A 19372-nucleotide genomic window follows, 5' to 3' on the forward strand; every position below is an offset into this window, starting at 1 on the left:
CCACCAATGTCATTTTCAAGCAAACTCCCGGGACCAGGCTGAGAAGCGGGCACGAAGCACCACGTAGAGAACGGCCTCCACGACCCGCCGCGTATCCGACATGATAATCCTCACACCCAGTTCCTCGGAATCATTTGGTCACTTGTGGCCTGCGGCGGCTGAGGAGCAACCCGCCAAGGAATCACCTGGTCTGCGATGCGCCGAAGGTGCTTCGTGCTCTCCGCCGGCCCCCGTGTCGGCGGCGGGTCGTTTGAACCGAGCGTTTGTCCTCGCTCTCCCCATTCGGACATCGCAGCAATGCCTCGAAAAACCTCGGTCCTGAGCGATTAGCCACTAAAATCCACGAAGAACCGAAAAAGGGTGGCCAGAAAAATGGAGCGGGACAGTCAGCTCAAAAGCCGAGGATCTTTTCGAGTCCTGAATTGATTTGCTCCATGCCCGAACCGAGTTGTTTTTGGATCAGGCCGTCGAGTCGATTCTGAATCACTTCGGCGCCGGCTTTGCTCCCCAGTTCGGTCATCACGTTGCGAACGGCGGAATCGTCCAACTTGGGGCGATCGAGCGTTCCGGTGATGGGAAAGGTCAGCGTTTGGCCGGCCAGACCCTTCAGATCGCTGCCGAGCCAACGGGCGTCCAGCGGGACCTGGGCAACGAGATTGATGTTGGAATCGGAAGCGACACGTCCGCTGGTCATCAAATTCGCGCGATCAATTTTGAAATACATCCGCTGGTGGGTGGCGACTCCGTCTTCGAAACTGAACTCGACACTTTGGGGCGGCATCTCGATCAGCGTCTTGGCACTGGCCGGTTCGGCTTGTCCGCCGGTGAGCCGCGCGAGTGATTTGATTTGCTCGACGCCTTGGATCAATTGGTTTGCCAGCGGCCCGGAGGAGAGTCGCATGTCTTGCACGTCGAGCCTGCCGCGGACCACACTGGCGTAGGGGTCGTCGACATTGAACGCCACTTCGTCGAACTCGGCCGCGATGTTGCCATCAATCGTCGTCGCATTGGCCGCCAGCGGAGCGAGGTATTTGAGCCAACCGGCGGCCGTCGACGGTGTGATCTTTAACGATTTGACTTTGGCCCCCGGTGACAATCGCACCGTCATCGGACTGGCCATGTAATCGACCTGTGCTGCCAAGTCGACTTGGCCGGCCTCGGCCGGGGTCGCCCCCGCAGTCGTCGCAGAAGGCGAACCGAGCGAAAGGATCGGGAACGAAGTTCGAGCGATCTTGAGGGACTGGTCGGTCATTTGGAACGGCAGCGTGGTTTGTCCGATGCGAAGGTCGGCGACTTCACACTGGTCCCATCCCAGTTCTCCCTTGACGATCAGCGTCGCGTTCTGGCTGGTCGAGGATTGGCCGGTTGCCGATTGGCCGGTTGCTGCGGTCCACTTGAATTCGAACGGTGCTTCGTGGATCCCGCTCGCTTGGATCGGAGTCCCCAGCAGGTTCGACAGCCGCGCGGCGACGACATCCATCTTCCATCGCGACGGGCCGGATAGCTGTACCGCCAACGCTTCGCCCCCGGTTTGCACCTCGCCGGCCATGGTGCCGGCAAACCCGTCGCTGGCCAGTTGCAGTGCGGGCAGCGTGACGACACCGCTGTCGGTGTTGTATTGCAGCCGCCCATCGACCTTCACGCGTGGTTCCTGCCAAATCAGTTCGCCCAGTTCGGCCTGTGCAGCGTTTCCGAAACCTTGTCCAAACGTCGGCCGCGGGCTTGGACCGTATGCCCCCGCGGGAGTCCCCGGAGGATAATTGCGTTGATCCGACGGAGCGTGTAGGGCGACATTGGTTGCCGAGGCCGACGCGTCGATGTCCCACTTCACCGGGCCGCCGGTGATGTTCAATTTGCCGCTGGACAGTCCACTGATCTGATAGGCATGCTCTTGCACCGGCCGGTAACTGATCGGGCGAACCAGATTGGTCGATGCGGCGCGTGCGATCGTCGCCCCCACGCTCTCCTGCAACCGCTTCAAATCCGCGTTCCAAGCGATGTCCAAGTTCGTTTTCTCGCGACTCGCAGCACCACGGACCGCCAGCGACAGCGCTTCGCCGCGGACCGTCAACTCTTGCGACGAAAAGTTCCCGCTCGGCCAATCCAACACGCCGTCGAAATTGACCGTCACGCTCTGCTGGATGTACCACTGGCTGTCGTAATTGATGCGTGGCTGGCTGACGACAAATTCGGCTTTGGAAAGCGAACCACCCGCGCGACTGACGTTGGCGATCGCCGAACCCGTCAACCGCCCTTCGGCGCTGCGGAGCAACTCGGGCAGCCAAGGTCGCAGGGACTCGCTGAGATTCTCCAGGCGTCCGTCGGATTCCAAACGCACCGGATAAATCGAATCGGGCGTCGGCCGCGACACCGGCGACATCAATTCCACGCCAAACGAGACGCCGCCGCTGCGAATGGCGAGGTCGGCCGTGGTCAATTGCTCAAGCGTCCGTCCGTTCCATTGGCCTTTGGCCGCGACGTCACCTTGAACGATGGCGCGTTGAAATCGGTGTCCGCTGGGCAAGGTCACCAGCAGATTTTTCGCTTCCCCACTGCCCAGCAGATCCCACCGGTCTGCCTGGTCGGCTCCCGATCGATTGACGGTCCATTTCACCTCGCCGCCGGCGGTCCCGTCGAGCGAAAGATCCGACAGATCGATGACCGGCCGAAGCATCGTGTAAAGACGACCAAAATCAATCTGCAACTCAGCCATCCCGTCTTGGAGCGTTCCGGAGCCGGAGGCCTGGGCGAACGAACTGGTGACGTTGAATCGCTCGGCGCGCAATGAACCGTTGTCATCGGTCACCGTGGCCGTCAATTCGATCGGGTCAATCATGACGATCCGCCCATCGGCGCGGGCACGCAATGAATTACTGGACACGGTCAGATTGCTTCGACGGGGCGCCGGCGTGTTTTCGATGATGCCGCTCGCTCGACCCGAGACCAAGGTGACGTTGCTCCGCAACGGGATCAGACCCGGCAACGCTTGATCAAGCGATGCTAAATCCACATCCACGCGCGCCTTGCCATCCAAAGCTTGCAGCCAACTGAGTGGATTGTCATCCGATCCGACCAGGGAGATCGTGGTCGGGAACGAGCCGTCGAGTGTTGCCGATGCAAAATCCGTTGTCAGTTCCAGCCCCTGTCCTAACAGCCAACCGCCAGAGAGCGCGACGTTTCCGTCGAGTGTCGCAAGTTCGTTGTTCCATTGTTTGGCGGGGGCCGGTTGAGGTTGCCCGTCGTTCGTCGACGCGCCGCCGGAAGACGCAACGATCGTGCGAAGGTTGCGAATCCGGACGTCACCCAGGCTGGCCTGGATCGCCCCATCGGGAGCGCCGGCCAACTGCAACCGACCGGTCGTGTCGCCGGAGACCTGTTGCGGAAATCCGTCGATCACACCCGAAAACCGTCGCGCAATCAGATTGGCGACCGACAACGGAAACGACTCCGTCTCCAACGACACCTTCCACAACTCGGCGGACTCGGCTTGCCAGTCAAACTGGCTTTGGATCGCTCCGCCGCTGCCACCGGGTTCATTGACCACCCCGGCAATCTCACCGCTGATCTGCGCCCCGTCGAGCGTCACGCTGACATTCGATTGGCTCAGCGACCACGACTCGCCCGACGTCGAATCGGTGGCGGTCGCGCCAAAATCTTGAATCTGAATGGATGCGGAAACCTGTGACGCCGGCTGGTCACTCGGTTCCAGCAACGGAGCCAAATCCGACTCGATCGAGGAACCACCTTCGTCCACGCTGCACGCCAGCCCCACGCCACGCAACGACACTTCACCGACAGCCGCCGGATCCAGTCGCAGCAACTCCATCACCGTCAACGCAGTGTCGGCGCGATCGATTTGGATCACCGTTTCACCCGATGGACCGACCAGTTCGAGACCACGGATCGACAGCGGGGTGATCCAGCCGACGTCGATCGAGTCGGCCGAGGCGGTCCAGCCGTAGGCCTGAGCACTCGAAGCCAGCATGGATCGAGCGACCCCGGTGTGGCTGACTAAACTGGGGGCCGCAAGCGCCAACAGGGCGAGAAATCCGAGCGCCAGCAACAGCATTCGGTAGTAGCGTCGGGAGCGGTTGGAACGTCGTCGCCGCGTGGCATCGAGCTGAGTTCGCTCGAGATCATCTAGCAAATAGTCGTCTCTCACCACGGTCACATCCTTGTGCCTGCCGCACAGAAATCCCTTCACCTGAAAAGCGCTGCGGACGAGAGTACGCCAAAACGACCCGGCGGCGCAAGATCAATCTGGACCGACGGGTGAATCAGCGACAGGAGAACTGGAGCAATGGGTCAAAAGATTTAGTCGTCAAAAAATCAAATCCCGAGCCGGCGCCATCCCTTTGACCACCCCATCGTTTGACCACCCCATCGTTTGACCACCCCATCGTTTGACCACCCCATCGTTTGACCACCCCATCGTTTGACCACTTCCTTTCCGGCCACGACGGTTGCAGCAGACGGCCGGCCGGCCCGAATCATCTGCCGCTCGTGCAGCGTCTATCGGTAGATGTCATGCGAGAGAGCCCTGGACCGTCTGGCAATCGGCTTCCCTCGATCGATCGAACAGACGATCTCCGGTACCACAGCAATGGATCACACCCACGGATGGCCGGCGCATGACGTTAACCGCTAGACGGTCCACTAGTTTTGCTCCGACTTGGCGGTCTCGGCCTTCGGCTTTTCATTTTTCGGGGGCGCCGCCTCAGCCGACTCCTTCGCTGCGGGTTTCGCTTCGGGCTTTGCCGGGGGCTTCGCGTCGGACTTTCCCTCCGACTTCGGCTGCTCTTTGGCGGCCTCTTCCTTCTCAGCCTTCTCCGCGGGCGCCGCGTCCTTGGCCGGTTCGGCAGCGGGTTCCTCGGGCTTCGGTTTTTCGTTCCATTCCAGCTTGGCCGCTGCTTGGCGCTGCTTTTTGGACGCGATCACGGGGAATTCGGCGGTGGTGATGCCGCGGTCGACGATCCAAATGTTGCGGAAACGGACGGGGTCGCCGTGGTCTTGAATGTTGATCGGCGACAACGTCGGTTCTTCCGGTTTGCCCGCGCCGGTCTTGCTGACCAGTTCGACGTCGTTTTGCACCTTGACCCCGTTGACCCAACTGGTCACGTGGGCGTTGCGAATCTTGCTACCGTCAGAAGCCCAACGTGGCGCGGTGAAATGGACGTCATAGGTTTGCCAGACCAACGGCGGCAGTGCCATGTTCACGTCGGGGGCTTTCATGCGGTACAGAGCCCCGAGCCCGTTGAACATCTTTTCGGTTCCGAACGAATCGAGCACCTGGCACTCGTAGCGGCTTTGCAAATACAAACCGCTGTTGCCCCGCTGTTGGCCTTCGGCTTGCGGCATGTAGGGCAATCGAAATTCGACGTGCAGATCGAAATCTTGAAACATCGGCGAAATCAACGCGCCTTGTTTGAGCAAACCGTTGTCGGTCATTTCGCCATTGACGAAATGATCGACGTTGCTGCCGTCGAACAAGACGGTCGCGCCCTCGGGAGCTTTCGCACCGAGCGTGGGGCTGACACGGTGAACGCGTTTGAGCCGCCCGAGCAACTTGCCGTTGGAACTGACCAAGTTGCATCCCTTGGGGTCGACGAAGATCGCCCAGGGACCGCCGGAAAGCACCAGGCTGTCGTTGCCCCGCAGCCCGATCAAACGCATCTCTTCACTTTGGTGGTTGGGCTCACCCGGCAGCCCGCCGTAAAACGCGATCGCGTGGAACTGGTCTCCCGCCACCGGGCGGATTTGCAACGCCACACTTTGTCTGTTTTTCTTTTCGCCTTTGGCACCGATCTGTCCGACGAACTCACCCATCAGGGGATAATTCGGCTCATCTTCGGGCGGCACCGTGTAGGCAGGGCCTTTTCCGGGGATGATCGTCGGCTTCTGGGCATAACCGGAGACGGGGATCAGCAGCATCGCTGCGACGAGCAACGCCGGAGCGGAATGGAAACCAAACGTGTTGAAATGCAGTGACATGGGAGGCAATAGGGCCAAATGCGGGGAACCGAGGCGGGAAGATCTGCAGCGAGTCGCACGAGCGATCCGAATCAGATTCGAAATCGAACGGCTGGCTCACAGCACAGAGTCTAATTCGCGCGGCACCGCGGTACCACTTCGCGGCAGAAAAATGCCCCCCGGGGGAAATCGAGTACCAGCACGAGCGTTCTCGCACAGACACTCCCCCACGGTGTCCCCCCGCTACCGACTGCATTGCCAGGGCAGCATTGCCAGGGCACAGCATTGCCAGGGCACAGCGTCAGCCGTGATCGGAACGGCAGACAGAACTGTTTCCGGCGAGTCTCAGCAGCCTGCGGCGAGCCGAGTTCAAGGAATCGGCCAAAGCGGTGCCCCCGTGTTCATCATTCTCGGCAGCGACGATTTCGACCTGCTCCACGCCGATGAAAGAGAACACCGTTCGCAAGTGGGGATCAAGATGATTCAGGGGTTCATTGCGACCGCCGGGCCCGTAGCCGCCGTCACCTCGTGAGATCACGGCGATGAGACGTTTCCCACGAACCAGTGGTGTGTAGGCTGAATCTGGATCATCGGGATGAAAATCGAACGTCCGACCGACACGAACGATTTGGTCAACATAGGCTTTGAAGCCGCTCGGCATGCCAAAATTGTAAAATGGGATCCCGGCGACAATCAGGTCGGCGCTGAAGAGTTCGTCGACGAGTTCGTCGCTCAACCGCAACGCCGTTTGCATTTCGATGCTGCGTTGATTCGCCGGCGTAAATGCGGCGGCAATCCACTCCTGCGTCACATGTGGCAACGGGTCTCGCCCGATGTCCCGATACGTCACCGTACCGTCCGGATGGGTGCGTTTCCAACGTTCCGCAAATTCGGCGGTTAGACGACGCGTGTGAGAGCGATCGAACCGCGGGCTCGAATCGATGTGCAACAGGTGATTCATCTCAATTCTCCAATCTGAATTTGGGCGGTTGCCGAAGGCGTGTCGGCGACGGTAGTTTTTCGACCGTGCCGGTATCATGTCCGGGTACTCGGCGAGGGCAACTGGGCACAAATTTGTGGGGTACTTTCTTTTAGGGAGGAATTCAAAAACGATGAGCGATCCAGAGGTGACCGAGGTCTTTGAGAAATGTTTGGGGTGCCGATACATGGTGGCACTGCTGAGGCACATCGAAGTCGGCGTGAAGCGACCGGGGCAGTTGCAACGGGCCGTTGAAGGGATGACGGCGAAAGTACTCGCGGAGCGGCTGAAGCGTCTTGTCGAATTTGGCGTGGTCGAAAAAACGAGCTATCCCGAAATCCCACCGAGAGTCGAATACGATTTGACTTCGTTCGGTCGGCGATTGCTGGAGATCATCGATGAAGTCGACGCACTTCAAAAGCAAGCTCGCCTCCGCGTCACCCGTTAATCCCACGATTCACCATGGGAATCAAACAAGACCAACGCTGTGTCGATTCCCAGTTCATGTTAAACTGATGCGTGTAAAGTTTGTTCCCTAGTGCTTTGTCAGCTTTCAATTTTCGAGCCTGCGTTTGTCGAGCGGAAAAGGGGTCAGGTACCAAAAACCAAATGGCCCGCAGGGTGCTTCGCATTTTTGGTACCTGACCCCTTTTCCGCGGTACCCTAAGTATAAAAGTTGACGAAGCACTAGCCGCCTGGTCGTCCCTTGGGATGTGATGGATGAGTGAAGCTGCCCGAGATATCCCGCACTACACCGTCGCGGATTACCGACAGTGGGAAGGCGACTGGGAATTGTGGCACGGGACAGCCGTCGCGATGACGCCCAGCCCGTTCGGCCGGCACGGTGGACTGCTCGTCAAACTCTGTACCGCGCTGACGATTGCAATCGATCAAGCCCAGTGCGATGCCTGCGTGCTCGCCGAGATCGACTGGATCATCTCGGACGACACGATTGTTCGCCCTGATGCAAGCGTCCTTTGCGGCGGGCCTCCCGAGGGGCATATCGAATCGACCCCGGCGATGATCGTCGAAGTGCTGTCCGATTCCACGCGAGACCGTGACACGAAACAGAAGCGAACGCTGTATCAAGAGAACCGAGTTCCCTGGTATCTGATCGCCGATCCCCGCGACTTCTCCGTTCAACTGCTTCGGCTCAGCGACCTTGGCGAATACGAATCCGTTCCCGTCTCAGAACACGTCCAACTCTCGATCTGCGACAACTGCCGCCTGGTCGTGGACCTAGGCTGGCTGTCGCGCTGACGACGTTAGTGTTTAGCCTTTAGAGACCGTCCAGCTTAAGGCGATCGCTTTTCGGATGTACGATGGCCCTTCCGGGCCGTCGCCCGTGGGGCTCTGCGCGACGACCTAGAAAGGACGTCGTACACCCCTCCGCCAACCACCTCTCACCCATTCGGTCAGATCATTCAGATTTGTCGCGTTTCGCGCTAGTGCTAAGCCGGACGGTCTCTTTAGGCGATTTCTATCCCCGTGCCATTCAGGTCCGACACCTTATTCCAGGCACGCGACGCTTTCTCACGCTGATTTGTCTGCCGTGACCCGAGCAGCTACCATCAGGGACATCCTCGTACGATTTCCCCTGCCTTCGCACCTCTCCGGATCCGCCGATGATCGCGTCCCCACCGAATTCGTTTCCTCGCTGGCGTTCCTTCCTGGCACTGGTTTTTTCGTTCTGCGCTGCCATCGGCGTGAACGCCGCCGCCTCCGCCGCTGAGTCCGATCGCCCCAACATCGTGTTCATCTTTACCGATGACCACTGCACCCAAGCCCTCAGCGCCTACGACCCGACGCGGATCACGACGCCCAACATGGATCGCATCGCCCGCGAGGGCATGCGGTTTGATCGCTGCTACGTGACCAACGGCATCTGTGGCCCCAGCCGGGCCGTCATTCAGACCGGCAAGTACAGCCACCTGAACGGCTTCATCCGCAACGGCAACCGATTCAACGGCGACCAGCAAACGTTCCCCAAGCTGCTCCGGGCGGCCGGCTACCAAACCGCCGTGATCGGCAAGTGGCACCTCGCGACCACGCCCCAAGGCTATGACTACTACGACGTCTTGAAAGGCCAAGGCCCGTACTACAACCCGCCGATGATCACCGAGGGCGACGACGGGCAACCGGTCACGCGCCCGCACACCGGATACACCACCGAGATCATCACCGACAAGACACTCGCCTGGCTGAAGCAGGATCGTGATCCCGACAAGCCGTTCATGGTGATGTACCAGCACAAGGCACCACACCGTAACTGGAGACCGGCGCCGAAATACTTGACCTGGCTGGACGACGTGACGATCCCCGAACCGGAAACGCTGTGGGACGACTACCAGGGCCGCACCCAGTCGGCCAGCCGGCAAACGATGACGATCAAGACCCACTTGAACGCCAACGACCTGAAGTTGTCCGGATACGGCAATATGAATGACCAACAGAAGATCGCTTGGGACGCCGCCTACGGCCCCAAGAACGAAGCCTTCGAAGCCGCCAAAGACTCGATGACCGAAGAAGAGATCATCAAGTGGAAGTACCAACGTTACGTCAAAGACTATCTGCGCTGCGTCAAAAGCGTCGACGACGGCATCGGGCAAGTACTCGATTATCTGGACGAAAGCGGGCTGGCCGACAACACCATCGTGATCTATTCCTCCGACCAGGGCTGGTACCTCGGCGAACACGGTTGGTTCGACAAACGTTGGATGTACGAGGAATCCCTGCGCACGCCGCTGCTGGCACGCTGGCCCGGGAAGATCGCGCCGGGATCCACCAACAACGACATCACTTCAAATCTGGACTTCGCCGAAACGTTCTTGGATCTGGCCGGCGTTGACGTGCCCAGCGACATGCAAGGCCGATCACTGGTACCGCTGCTCAAGGGCAACACGCCGGACGATTGGCGTCAGGTTTTCTACTACCACTACTACGAAAACCCCGGAGCCCACAACGTCGCCCGTCATTACGGCGTGACGAACGGTCGGCACAAATTGATTCACTACTACGCGCTCGAAGGCAAGAAGATCGACGATTGGGAATTGTTCGATCTGAAAGCCGATCCGAACGAACTGCAAAGCGTCTATGGAAGCACCGACTACGCAGGCGTCCAGAAACGGCTGATGAAACAGTTGGCCGCCGCGAGGGACCAGTTTGGTGTCCCCGAAGATTCGGATCCGGGTACCGTCCGCAACCGCCAACGCAGAAACCAGGCGGCGAAAAAGAACAAGCAGTGATCGTCGGCGGTTCACACCGCCGACAAACAACACCGCCGACAAACATTGTGCCTTCCCTCCCGGGCATCCACGGTATCCCGGAGGGATCACAGCGAGTAGCCGGAGGTCAGCGCAGCGCCACCTCCGGGCAACGCCCCCAATCCTCCCCTCGACCCCGAACGGGGTCGCAGCGAATCCCGACACCCCGCCGTGTTCAGCCTCTCGCTCAATGGAATCCCCAGCAACCGACCCGAAAATCGGTAGCGATCACTGGCGGCAAGCCGTTACTCCAACCCACAGAACGCAGGCAGGAAGGTAGGAAAATTTCGGGTAGGAAAACGGATGCCCGAAAAATGACACACCCGGCATACACCCTGCTCCCTTTTCCTACCCAAAATCTTCCTACCTCCAACTCCAACTGATGCATCAACCACGGGCCATCATCAGTACAACCGCGCCTCTTCACATTGAGGAAGCTGGCAAGGATGCATCACACGGCGCCCGGCCACGTCGAACGATCAGCTCTCCGATCACCGTCCGCTTCTGAAGTCACTTGCACGCCCTTCATCGGCGTCGCGGTGCGAACCGCGTTTTGATCACACTGGTGCACTTCAAACACCACGGGACGGTTTCCCGTGGTGCGATACGCAAAAATGCTTAAGAAAACTGATCGTCAATCCCCTGCGGTGCCTTGAGCAGAACGGGAATTGCTGCATTGGCAAGGACGAGCAAACCCACGATCAGTGTAAACACAAGTCCTTGCGTTTCGTAGACGGTCGGAAGTGCCACTCCGGACATGACGGCCCAAAATCCATAGAACACCATCGTCAGGTATCGAGCGATGTTGCTGCCAGCGAATAGAAAAAAGGCGAGCAGTCCCGTGAGGCCGAGCCTGACAATCTGAGTAACCCCTGGTGAATTACCGAACAACAGGACTTGCAGCAGCATCAACACGATCGATTGTGCGACCATAAAGCAGGCGATTCCGACAACGATTCGCCTCGCTGTCTCATGATTCGGTGTACTCAGGATGGCGGACGAACTGCTTGAGCGATACGGGTTTGGCATTGCGTGCTGTCGAATGTGGGATGAAAGACGAAATGGCTGGTGTGGAGGAACAGCTTACCTAGGCGAACGGTATGAATCACATGGCGACCGCGCACGCCCCAAACACAGAGACCGACCTTAATGCCGGAAACGATCGCTGGGGCAGATTGTCTTCCGAAGATCAGAGCTTCGTGCGCAGAGTTGGATTCGTCATAGAGTCAAAGAAAAACACCCTCGGACCACACGACGCGCGTGACGGAGGAATCATGCGCCGCTGGATCACACGTTGGGCCACAAGAGATCAAGACGCTTGTCGCACCAAAACGCTGACGACCTACGGCCAGAGGATTCAAGAAGCTGGCGTCAGACTTTCGGCCCAGTGTCCCACACAACCTCAGTCCATCGTGACCGCACATCATTCATCGACATTGGCCTTAACTTGGTGCCCGATCCAAATTGCCGTCGGCGCGTAAACAAAAAGCGTGTCATCACCCAAAACCGCCTTCTGGGCGTCTGATAGCGTTACCTCAGTTGGCCAAGGTAAAGGCAAGAGTATTGCAGCAAAACGAGAGGACCGCTTCAAAAGCTCTTTCGGCTTTTGCTTCTTTCCTGACAGGTCCCAAAGCACAACTTCGTCAAACGCGAATTCCGCGTAGCCATGGCCATGTCCGGGATTGACACTATATCGCTGAGAAACATCTTCCCGCATCGGAACGGTGACAACGAATACTTGCTGTGTGTCGATACCGTTCACCTTCACCGTTCGACGTCGAGTCTCCTTCGCCAGCTTCGTGATCGTCACCGTACGTTGCCTTTCTGTTGCGTGGATAAGCCGTGATTCAATAACGACCTTCGGTGAAGCATCCGACGTGACGCGAACGTATGTCGCATTTGCCAAGTCGCAATGAAGGGCGCCAGCATCATCCGCACTCAGTTCCACACCCAGCGTGGCCCATGCGATCACAACAGAAAACAATTGACAAGCAAAACGCATCGCTACCCCTTTTAGCAAATAAGACTCTGACGAACGTCTGGCCGTTCACCGCGGCACGGCGAACGACATTGTGTTTTCGGTTGAAGCCGACTCCGCGTCTGCGTGTGCGGGCGGATGGTTCACGCGTCCGGCCACGACGACAACCCGCGCCATCGCCGCTCCGCATCATCGCGTGGCTACCCACTGTGTTGCGTCAACACATTGGCGACGTAGTGGTTGCTGAACATTGAAAGTGTATCAAATTCGGCGTCCGATACATCGTCGCCAGGCCACGGCACAGCGAAATAAACTGGTCGTTCGGGAAAATTAAGCATCTGAACAAACGCTTCGTTTGTTTTAGATGAAGCGGTGACAATCGGAATACGGCGAAGTGATTCTATGAATACCGCAAGCACTTGTTGTTCAAGCGCGGCATGCCAGTGTCATTCTCGATTATGTGACGAGGAGTTCACCCTGAGGGAAATCCCCGTCCCATCCAACAGGAAGCTTTCCGCGCAAGAGCCACTGGCAACATTCTACGGCATGCTTCTTCGTTTGTTCAGGTAGGAATTGAAGCTCCAAACATGCGTGAGAAATAATCGCCTGCACGTCATCCAACGGCAAATCTGGCAGATCGCCCGGGGGATCTGCAAGTTTGTAGTCTAACAACGAAGTGACTTGATCATTCGCGATCCTGAAGAACGGCGAAAGGCATGCAAAATGGCATTCGTTGGCATCCATGAGTTGCCCAAGAATTGCATTCTGAATTCCGATACACGGATAGGTGAATGTGCCCGAAGGAGGTGCTTCGAGCACGACTCGAATGTTGCCATCAAGATCCTTGCCGAGATTTTGAAACCAATCGGCGTCCCGCAGTGACGAAAGGAAAGATGTCACCGCAGAGTTGAGAGTGACATTCAGGAATGAAACGTGATGGTCATAAGAAGCCCGCAGCTGTGAAAGCGAGAGCGTTGCTGCAGTGGTTAAGTCCTCGATTGTTGTCGGAATCGAGTTGCCACTGAGTGATTCCGCCGTTTCAACCACGACGCCAAGGTTTGAGACAAATGCCCCGAAATCAGCATTCGCCACCTGATACTGTGCCACGGCAGTGGGCTCGGAAAGGCACCGTCGCACGTCAGAGATGGTGAGAGTTGAGTCGAGGTTCTTCAATATCTTGAAGGTCGAAGCCAACTGAGATGTTTCAAGGTCATCGACAGTAAAGCGAAACACTGACTGGGCTGTAATCATGAATTCGCCTGACGAGGATAACGAATTGCGATCGATCCGCGCATCAGGAGGAACGGGGATCCATCGTGCGCCGGAACTTTGTCGCCTCTCAGGTGGGCCGGTCACAGGACCAGATTAGAACGAATCCCGCCAGACGGTGCCAGTTTCTCAGCCCCAGGTGAAATCAAGCGGAGCGGCGGGAGGGCGATCCGGTTCGGCCGCGGCCTCCCTTGCACTTTCTTGTTCTCTTATCAGGTACTAGTCCTACCAAGTGCGAAAAGCCTGCACCCGTCGCGGCGTCCACGGCATCCCGAAGGGATCACAGCGAGTAGCCGGAGGTCAGCGCAGCGCCACCTCCGGGCAACGCCCTCGATCCCCCCTCGACCCCGGACGGAGTCGCAGCGAATCCCGACACCCCGCCGTGTTCAGCCTCTCGCTCAATGGAATCCCCAGCAACCGACCCGAAAATCGGTAGCGATCACTGGCGGCAAGCCGTTACTCCAACCCACAGAACGCAGGCAGGAAGGCAGGAAAATTTCGGGTAGGAAAACGGATGCCCGAAAAATGACACACCCGACAAACACCCTGCTCTCTTTTCCTACCCAAAATTTTCCTACCTGTAACTCCAGCCGATGCTTCTACTTCAAAAACCACGCTCAGCCGATGCCACCGCCAGCAAATCGACGCTCATGATCTAAGGTCACACAAACCAGTGCGTTGGGAATCAGGTTATCGCAAGTGTACCAGAGTGTCGCGCCTTCTTCAGGCGTTGGATAGTAGACGACGATGTGAGAAAGACGCATTCGCGAAGCAAACTCGGTGACGGGCGTTGGGGGGACACCATTTCGAAGTGCAATGTGTAAATGCCGGACATCGGCGGCGGCGTAGCGGCGGTACCTAGCGTCGTTCGCCGGCAGTGCAGACACGATTGCTCGGACGTATGTGAGTGTGTCGTCAAGCGGTTCATCAGCGAAGAAAGTCACCGGAACAGGCCCAGCAGAATCTAGCCTGATGGAGGTTTCGAACGTCGCATCGTCGGCACTGCGCCGTGTGCATTGACCAAGAACATCGTCATTCAACGTTGTGCTGTCGATCAATCGATGCGTTCCGGCAACCGATGGAACTGGCGTCAACCATCGACGGATTAATTTTCGCATTTACCCCTCATGCATAGAACGGAAAAAATCAGGCGGGAGGGGCAAAAGACGTTCAAGCCGACCCAAAACCGCGACTCCTGAGCTCGACCGCATTTCGTGGTTCCCCGCTGATTGAAATCAGTTTTGGTCGGGCAGGAAAATTGAAGCCATCGTAGCAACGGCCAGCATCGCCGTCAGCATCGTACCGCCCACGAAAAGGAACCACCGCACCCATTTGCGATCATATCCAAGCCATCGAACGTAGGTTTCGATGATGGGGCCAGCGAAGAAGCAAACGTTGGCGATGATAGCGCCCTCGGCAATCAGTACGAGAGTGCGCAGTTTCGTGAGATCGGGTCCGGCGAGTAACAGCGTGAGCAACCCCAGCACGACGACGAAGATGAGTCGCAGCCGTTCCCATGCCAGAAAGGTCGATTTGGCGATCGAACCAAGAGAAAGTGACTTCGTGGATGCAGCTTGCGAATCTGCGGTTGCGGAAGACGCGTCAAACAATGGCGTTGAGTAAGGATTCTTCGTCATGTGGATGTCTGTCGGGGAACGTCGGTGGTCACCCGGGCGGCGAGGAAAGATTGCCCGTCTCAAAACCGCCCGACTTCGCCGCTCCGGTTCACGGAACCGGCATAAAGGTGTCAGGACTCTTTGTTCGAAAAAGAGTCCTGACACCTTTGTTTTCGGGAATCCATCGTGCGCCGGAACTTTGTCGCCTCTCAGGTGGGCCGGTCACAGGACCTGATTAGAACGGATCCTGCCAGACGGTGCCAGTTTCTCAGCCCCAGGTGAAATCAAGCGGAGCGGCAGGAGGGCGGTCCGGATCGGTCACGGCCTCCCTTGCATTTTCTTGTTCACTTTTCGCACTACCTGTCCTACCAAGTGCGAAAATCCTTCACCCATCGCAGCGTCCGCGGTATCCCGGAGGGATCACAGCGAGTAGCTGGAGGTCAGCGCAGCGCCACCTCCGGGCAACGCCCCCGATCCGCCCCTCGACCCCGGACGGGGTTGCAGCAAATACCAGCACCGCGCCGAGCCCAGCCTCCGGCGATATGGAAACCTCAGAGACCGACCCACAAACTGAGAGTGATCACTGGCAGCAAGCCGTTTTTCCAACCCACAGAACGCAGCAGGAAGGGAGGATAATTTCGGGTAGGAAAACGGATGCCCGAAAAACGACACCCCCGGCGAACACCGTGCTCTGTCTTCCTACCCAAAATCTTCCTACCTTTATCTCCAGCCGTTGCAACACCCGCGGTTCATCAGCGTCACGGCGCCTACCGCATTTTGATCTCATTGGTGCACTTCAAAACCCCAAAGGCGCTCGACTCCCAAACAACGACGCGTCGTGCGTTCGATTGCATTCGTCATAGAGTCAAAGAAAAACACCCTCGGACTACACGCGCGTGATGGAGGAGTCATGCGCCGCTGGATCACTCGATGGGGCACAAAAGATCAAGACGGCTGCCACACCCAAACGCCGACGACCTACGGCCAGAGGACTTGAGAAGCTGGCGTCATCCTTTCGGCCCGGAGCCCCATGCAATCCCGCCCAACTGCGACCGCACATCAACCGCCACAGATCAATTGCCACAAAAAGCACGAGAAGTCGCGAAAAAATTGGGGCAGCAACACGAACACCGGACTTCACCAGGCACAGGCGGAGGACTCCGCCACTTCAATCCAACCCAACTCCCATGCTTTGGTGCAATTCATCGCCCTGCCTCGCTGGACAGCGTGTCAGATCTGGATCGCTTCCGCCATCGTGTTCCAGGCAGATAGCCGAGGACACCCAAAACAACCCCAATGGCTCCCATGAACATCGGAACGACAGCCCAAACAAATCCGATCCACTCCATAGTTTGCTGCGATGGCGCTCCGGCTGATGAGCTCGTCATCGCGAAATAGATGCCAGATGCAAATCCCAGAATCATCGCGCTGCCAAAGAACAGCACAATGGTCCAGACAGAAGTGAGTAGAATCTTCCCAACCAACCCGAGCACCGAACCTCGACGTGAACCTGATTCGGCATCGATAGCATGATTCGGCGCGAGGTATGGATTATTTCTCGATTCCATGATTACCGTTCGATTGCCCATAAGTTGGCAGAACGTCCGTGATGGGTGGAAAGGGAAATGCCTGTCAAGCGTCCGGTACGACGAAACTTAAGTGATGGGCAGCGTGCCATTGTTGCAATAAGAGCCATTGTTCACGATTGAGTCGACCCAGCATCGGATAGTGCGTGACAAATTGAGTCGACGGGTCCATTAAGGTTTCCGCGAGCGCATAAAATCGGTTTGCACAAGCGTCTTCATCGAGATCAAGGGCGGGCTGAAGTTGCAGCGGCGCCTTGCCACGAAGTTTGGATGGTTTGCCCTTCCGCATCGTTGGCATGAACATCAGTTTCATCACTGGTCGCAACAGCGCAGGAAACGTGAACTCTGCACCGCTAATCGTCATTTGCATGGACATGTTCAGATGATCCAGTATTTGGGCGAGGCTCCAGTTCCCAACCAATTCGTAGCCACCTTCGCGCAAATGCAAAATGTCTTCGCATGCAGCGGCCAAGTCAGGGTAACGCAAATCCATTCGTCGTTCTTCGATTGTCGTTTTGCGATCGGGTTTCTGGAGCATGCTTGTTGAGTGTGATCGTAGGCAGAGTGAGTAGTTCAGTCGGCAAATGATGGGGATCACCGGGGCCGCGCGGTAGATGCTCCACTTAAAAAACGCCGACTCGCGATCTCCGGTGGATGCCACGGTTATCGCCTTTCGTCAATACCTTCGGGCCACCATGCGTCAGCAACTTTCGTCAATTGTAAATGGCCGTCTGAGCCATGAAAAGTCAAGGTCGTCTCCGTTGCATCGATGGTTCGTCGCTTTCTCAGTTTTCGAACAAAGAATGAAATGTAACGATCCCGACTGCGGTGTCGAATTTCAGACCCTCGGAAGACTCAGTCAAAATCAATCCGTGTTTCATGTGAGGATGTACGAGAAACCGCGCAGTGTATGTCGGGATACCTTCGATTGTCTTTTTCCCCGTATCTTTCCACGGAATTCCGGATTCAAAGACAACAGCACCCTTGGCTCCTTGGATGACAAACTGCATGTCGTCACGTGGGAACTCAACGCGGGAGTCGGAGTCATGCGATGGTCCGATCGTCCGAAGATTAACGATCACAGAGTCGTCGAACGAACGCCGTTCATAGGTGACGTCAACCAGTGCACGCTGACCGAGTTTCGAAATATCTGTTTCAGGGAAACTGTCCTGCGAGGTATCAACCTCATCAGTGTGACGGGAATCATTGGCGAGCGACCAATTGATGTTAGGTGACGTTCGCTCGAACATTTCGTCATCGATCCTGACGTTGTAAACGAAATTGCTGTACCAACTCAACTCGGTTGGCTCTTCCGACCCAATCTCGAAAAAGCGGTGTTCGCTGGTCTGCTCGCCAATGGCGTCGAGGAGGCGGTCGGTAGCTCGCCGTGAGTGGAATTGGCCCTTTGAAGTGGCCCGTCGAAGTGGCCCTGTGCCCGTCCGCCGTTTACTGGGCCACGACCGCGGACGCATTGACGGGCACCGCCGTCGAACTGGGCGGCCAGAGTCTCGATGCCGCTGTCATCAAGAAGCGACACGCGGCACTGGCAGGTAACGTGGTGCCAATCGTCTGCGTCGACGAACGAATTCATGTAAGTCTGAGGTTTGGTGGGGGGGAGTCATTTGTTTGTAAACTGGCGACTCGGCCCCGTGATTCTGGCAGCTTACGACTGCCAGTCACCATGAAAATCCTCGCCCTGGATCTCACGTGCATCCGCAGATTCGACACTACTCTGATGGCGCAGTGAAAACCTAGCCATGTTTTGCTAGGCTCGATCCCCACTGGGCGATTTTATATTGATAGCGATCTGGGTCGCCGTCGGGCAGTAGATTTGCCGCAACCAATCGCTGCCGCACGACTACGCCGAGGAAGTCGTACTCTTCTTCATCGTCGGTCGGATAACGCTTCAGTATTTCTTTGAATTTGTCGAGCACATCGCCGGTGATATCGCAGTTGCCCTGCGCGATACAAAAGTCCGCGAATTCGTTTCCACCAACGGTAGCGAGTTCCGATTCCAGGTGTGAGAAGTCGTCCTCAGTCCATTGGTTGCCGGTTTTGCCAGTCGGCGGTCCGACATCAATCACATTCGATGGCTGTCCAAACAATCGCTTGAGAAATGAGATCATCGTTTCGATCCATTTAGGTTTCAGTCGGCGAACGGTACGAATCACACGGCGACGGCGAAAGCCCCAAACACAGAGACCAACTCGACTCCGTCGCTCGTGTGCATGCGCTGGCTCACCGATTTTCTACTCCGAATTTTCGGATACGATGACACCCGCGAAGCTGATTAGAGCGGATCCTGCCAGACGGTGCCAGTTTCTCAGGCCCAGGCGAATTCAAGCTGAGCGGCGGAAGGGCGATCCGATTCGGCCGCGGCCTCCCTTGCACTTTCTTGTTCTCTTAACAGCTACCAGTCGTACCAAGTGCGAAAAGCCTTCACCCATCGCGGCATCCGAGCTATCCCGAAGGGATCACAGCGAGTAGCCGGAGGTCAGCGCAGCGCCACCTCCGGGCAACGCCCCCGTTCCTCCCCTCGACCCCGGACGGGGTCGCAGCGAATTCCGACACCCCGCCGTCTGCAGCCTCCCGCTCAATGGAATCGCGAGCGACCGATCAAAAAAACGGGAGCGATCACTGGCGACAAGCCGATTTTCCAACCCACAGAACGCAGCAGGAAAGGTAGGAAAATTTCGGGTAGGAAAACGGAT

15 protein-coding genes are annotated in these 19372 nt (G+C 57.4%); 3 read left to right on the forward strand and 12 right to left on the reverse strand.

Going from position 1 to position 19372, the window contains the following annotated elements:
- Nucleotides 1–391: 391 nt before the first annotated feature.
- The 3 genes from Enr13x_RS33625 to Enr13x_RS33635 all read right to left on the reverse strand — a co-directional run bounded on the left by Enr13x_RS33625 (nucleotide 392) and on the right by Enr13x_RS33635 (nucleotide 6931).
- A complete protein-coding gene (locus Enr13x_RS33625) occupies nucleotides 392–4162 on the reverse strand; it encodes a translocation/assembly module TamB domain-containing protein (protein WP_145391245.1) in 3771 nt (1256 codons plus the stop codon).
- A 494-nt stretch (nucleotides 4163–4656) separates the two neighbouring features.
- Nucleotides 4657–5991 (reverse strand): 3-keto-disaccharide hydrolase, encoded by a 1335-nt coding sequence (locus tag Enr13x_RS33630; RefSeq protein ID WP_145391247.1) that lies wholly within the window; start codon nucleotides 5989–5991, stop codon nucleotides 4657–4659.
- A 280-nt stretch (nucleotides 5992–6271) separates the two neighbouring features.
- Complete coding sequence (locus tag Enr13x_RS33635; protein ID WP_145391248.1) at nucleotides 6272–6931, reverse strand: FMN-dependent NADH-azoreductase; 660 nt, start codon at nucleotides 6929–6931, stop codon at nucleotides 6272–6274.
- Between the two features lie 151 nt (nucleotides 6932–7082).
- On the opposite strand from Enr13x_RS33635, the gene Enr13x_RS33640 reads away from it, so the two are divergent.
- The 3 genes from Enr13x_RS33640 to Enr13x_RS33650 all read left to right on the forward strand — a co-directional run bounded on the left by Enr13x_RS33640 (nucleotide 7083) and on the right by Enr13x_RS33650 (nucleotide 10194).
- Complete coding sequence (locus tag Enr13x_RS33640) at nucleotides 7083–7397, forward strand: winged helix-turn-helix transcriptional regulator (protein ID WP_145391250.1); 315 nt, start codon at nucleotides 7083–7085, stop codon at nucleotides 7395–7397.
- Nucleotides 7398–7669: 272 nt separating this feature from the next.
- A complete protein-coding gene (locus Enr13x_RS33645; protein ID WP_145391252.1) occupies nucleotides 7670–8209 on the forward strand; it encodes a Uma2 family endonuclease in 540 nt (179 codons plus the stop codon).
- Between the two features lie 365 nt (nucleotides 8210–8574).
- The gene (locus tag Enr13x_RS33650; protein ID WP_145391254.1) at nucleotides 8575–10194 is read left to right on the forward strand and encodes a sulfatase family protein; all 1620 of its coding nucleotides are present in this window, start codon (nucleotides 8575–8577) and stop codon (nucleotides 10192–10194) included.
- A 636-nt stretch (nucleotides 10195–10830) separates the two neighbouring features.
- On the opposite strand, the gene Enr13x_RS33655 is transcribed toward Enr13x_RS33650, so the two are convergent.
- The 9 genes from Enr13x_RS33655 to Enr13x_RS33695 form a co-directional block, all read right to left on the reverse strand.
- Complete coding sequence (locus Enr13x_RS33655) at nucleotides 10831–11241, reverse strand: hypothetical protein (RefSeq protein ID WP_145391256.1); 411 nt, start codon at nucleotides 11239–11241, stop codon at nucleotides 10831–10833.
- A 394-nt stretch (nucleotides 11242–11635) separates the two neighbouring features.
- Nucleotides 11636–12214, reverse strand: a complete 579-nt coding sequence (locus Enr13x_RS33660) for an EAL domain-containing protein (RefSeq protein ID WP_145391258.1) — start codon at nucleotides 12212–12214, stop codon at nucleotides 11636–11638.
- Between the two features lie 432 nt (nucleotides 12215–12646).
- Nucleotides 12647–13441, reverse strand: coding sequence for a hypothetical protein (locus Enr13x_RS33665; RefSeq protein WP_145391260.1), 795 nt, complete (start codon nucleotides 13439–13441; stop codon nucleotides 12647–12649).
- 635 nt (nucleotides 13442–14076) lie between these two features.
- Nucleotides 14077–14517 (reverse strand): hypothetical protein, encoded by a 441-nt coding sequence (locus tag Enr13x_RS33670; RefSeq protein ID WP_145391262.1) that lies wholly within the window; start codon nucleotides 14515–14517, stop codon nucleotides 14077–14079.
- Nucleotides 14518–14694: 177 nt separating this feature from the next.
- On the reverse strand, nucleotides 14695–15096 hold the full coding sequence (locus Enr13x_RS33675) for a hypothetical protein (protein ID WP_145391264.1): 402 nt from the start codon (nucleotides 15094–15096) through the stop codon (nucleotides 14695–14697).
- Between the two features lie 1181 nt (nucleotides 15097–16277).
- Nucleotides 16278–16643 carry a hypothetical protein gene (locus Enr13x_RS33680; RefSeq protein WP_145391266.1) on the reverse strand — a complete coding sequence of 122 codons (366 nt, stop codon included), beginning with the start codon at nucleotides 16641–16643 and terminating at the stop codon, nucleotides 16278–16280.
- A 64-nt stretch (nucleotides 16644–16707) separates the two neighbouring features.
- Nucleotides 16708–17154 (reverse strand): DUF1569 domain-containing protein, encoded by a 447-nt coding sequence (locus Enr13x_RS33685; protein ID WP_231743938.1) that lies wholly within the window; start codon nucleotides 17152–17154, stop codon nucleotides 16708–16710.
- Between the two features lie 292 nt (nucleotides 17155–17446).
- On the reverse strand, nucleotides 17447–17911 hold the full coding sequence (locus tag Enr13x_RS33690; protein ID WP_231743939.1) for a hypothetical protein: 465 nt from the start codon (nucleotides 17909–17911) through the stop codon (nucleotides 17447–17449).
- Nucleotides 17912–18412: 501 nt separating this feature from the next.
- Complete coding sequence (locus Enr13x_RS33695) at nucleotides 18413–18787, reverse strand: hypothetical protein (protein WP_145391272.1); 375 nt, start codon at nucleotides 18785–18787, stop codon at nucleotides 18413–18415.
- Nucleotides 18788–19372: the final 585 nt, after the last annotated feature.

Source organism: Stieleria neptunia (assembly GCF_007754155.1).
Taxonomy (GTDB): domain Bacteria; phylum Planctomycetota; class Planctomycetia; order Pirellulales; family Pirellulaceae; genus Stieleria; species Stieleria neptunia.